Genomic DNA, 2,506 nt, shown 5'->3' with positions numbered 1-2,506 from the left:
GTGAATAAAGTCGATGAACTCCTTATCCAGCGATGTCCGGCTACCGCTTTATCAGCGCCTGCGAGATCAGTTGGCTGAACAGATTGCCAACAATCGTTGGCGTCCCGGGGAGGCCATTCCCACCGAGGCTGCACTTTCAGCGGAGTACCAACTGTCCACTGGCACCGTACGCAAAGCGGTTGACGCGCTGGTCAGTGAGGGCGTTCTTGAGCGTCAGCAAGGTCGAGGCACCTTCGTTCGCCGGCCGCAGTTTCAATCGTCACTGTTCCGATTTTTCCGCTTCCAGACCGCTGCGGGCGAGCGCCAGGTGCCGGAGAGTCGCATCTTGTCGATTGAGCCGGTGGCCGCACCCTCGGCGGTGGCCCAAACGTTAGGCCTGCCAATCGACGCACCGGTTATTCGCATTGTTCGCGTACGTCTTCTCGATGTTCAGCCGGTACTTGCCGAAGAAATCTGGCTACCTCGCAGCCGGTTTCAGCCGCTGCTGGAGATCGACCTGAGTCGAAAAGGGCCGCTGTTGTATCCGATTTACGAAGAAGTCTGCGGTCAGGTCGTCGCTTCTGCCGAAGAAACACTCACCGCCGAGTCTGTAAACGACGTGCATGCGCGATTGCTGCAAGTAGCGGTCAACAGTCCCGTGGTGGTGATCGAGCGTCTGGCGCGTGACTACGCCGGGACGCCTCTGGAATGGCGTCGCTCCCGTGGGCATGCCCAGCATTTCCGTTACAGCGTGGATATTCGCTAGCGCCTTGCCTCAATAGCGGATCGCTCATCGGCGCCTGATCTGCGCCGTCTTCATCGTCTTGCTTGCCATGCCTGGCCTCGTAGCGGCGCGGTTCGCTTTCGGCTGCCTCACGTTTCACTTATAAGGATAAGAAATCATGTTCAGCTGGTATCGCCAAGTCACTCCTCGGGAGCGCAAAACGTTCTGGGCCTGCTTCGGCGGATGGTCGCTGGATGCTCTGGAAGTACAAATGTTCGGCCTGGCCATTCCGGCATTGATCGCTGCGTTCGCACTGACCAAGGGCGATGCCGGGCTGATCAGCGGCGTCACGCTGGTCACTTCGGCCATCGGCGGATGGGTAGGGGGGACGTTGTCCGACCGCTACGGCCGGGTGCGTACGTTGCAGTGGATGATTCTGTGGTTCTCCTTCTTCACCTTTCTGTCCGCCTTCGTCACAGGGTTCCATCAGTTGCTGATGGTCAAGGCACTGCAAGGCTTCGGCATTGGCGGTGAGTGGGCCGCMGGCGCGGTATTGATGGCCGAAACCATCAACCCGAAATACCGCGGCAAAGTGATGGGCACTGTGCAAAGTGCCTGGGCGGTCGGTTGGGGGCTGGCGGTCGGGGTATTTGCGCTGATTTATACGTTCGTACCGCAAGACATGGCCTGGCGTGTGATGTTTATCGTAGGCCTGCTGCCCTCGTTCCTGATCCTCTGGGTACGGCGTAATGTCGAGGAGCCTGACAGCTTCCAACGTTTGCAGAAAGAACACGCCATTCCGCAGAGCTTCTTCAAATCCCTGGCCGGTATTTTCCGACCTGAACTGCTCCGCGTAACGCTGTTCGGCGGGTTGTTGGGCTTGGGCGCACACGGCGGATACCACGCGGTGATGACTTGGCTGCCGACATTCCTCAAGACCGAACGCAACCTGTCGGTGCTGAACTCAGGTGGCTACCTGGCGGTGATTATCTTCGCCTTCTGGTGTGGCTGCGTTGTTAGCGGATTCTTGATCGACCGTATTGGCCGCCGCAAAAACATCGTGCTGTTCGCGTTGTGCTGTGTCGTCACCGTGCAGTGTTATGTGTTCCTGCCGCTGACGAATACCCAGATGCTCTTCCTGGGGTTCCCGCTCGGCTTCTTCGCGGCCGGTATTCCAGCGAGCCTCGGCGCGTTGTTCAACGAGCTGTACCCGGCAGACGTGCGCGGCGCCGGCGTCGGCTTCTGCTACAACTTTGGCCGAGTGCTTTCCGCGGTGTTCCCGTTCCTGGTCGGTCACATGAGCGACTCCATGTCGCTTGGGTCTGCGATTGGTATCGACGCCGGGATTGCCTATGGCGTGGCGGTGATCGCGGCACTTTGTCTGCCGGAAACCCGTGGACGTAGCCTCGAAGCTTCGAGTGCATCGGTGCCAGCAACGGTCAACGGCAACGAGAGTGCGCGGGCCTGATGCCCTTTACCTTCTATAGATGAACGCTATGACTGACACCTGTTCTACGCCGATCACCGGCATCGACTCCCATGCTCATGTGTTTAGCCGTGATCTATGCCTGGTCGGTGCACGGCGCTATACCCCTGATTACGACGCCACGCTTGAGCAGTATCTGACGCACTTGCACGCTCATGGTCTGAGTCATGGCGTATTGGTGCAACCGAGCTTTCTCGGCACCGACAATAGCTACCTGCTGGCGGCGTTGAAGCAAGCGCCGGAGCAGTTGCGAGGCGTGGTTGTGCTGGAGCCAGGCGTCAGTCGCGCCATGTTGAATGACATGGATCACCTGGGCG

General features: G+C 59.1%; 3 protein-coding genes. All 3 read left to right on the top strand.

Annotation, left to right across the window (positions count from 1 at the left end; genetic code table 11):
- The first annotated feature begins 13 nt into the window (after nucleotides 1-13).
- Nucleotides 14-745, top strand: coding sequence for a GntR family transcriptional regulator (locus AC1DLB_RS27490; protein WP_018925909.1), 732 nt, complete (start codon nucleotides 14-16; stop codon nucleotides 743-745).
- A 136-nt stretch (nucleotides 746-881) separates the two neighbouring features.
- Nucleotides 882-2,171, top strand: coding sequence for an MFS transporter (locus AC1DLB_RS27485; RefSeq protein ID WP_018925910.1), 1,290 nt, complete (start codon nucleotides 882-884; stop codon nucleotides 2,169-2,171).
- 28 nt (nucleotides 2,172-2,199) lie between these two features.
- Nucleotides 2,200-2,506: amidohydrolase family protein (locus AC1DLB_RS27480; RefSeq protein ID WP_477786049.1), on the top strand; the 307-nt coding region annotated here is incomplete at its 3' end.

This window comes from Pseudomonas sp. 05N434, from assembly GCF_056396965.1.
The sequence above is the reverse complement of the archived record's forward strand: the minus strand, read 5'-3'. Positions and strand labels throughout refer to the sequence as shown.

Coding starts and splice junctions, on each gene's coding strand:
- AC1DLB_RS27490 (WP_018925909.1), top strand. CDS start 14: ATGAACTCCTTATCCAGCGATGTCCGGCTACCGCTTTATCAGCGCCTG.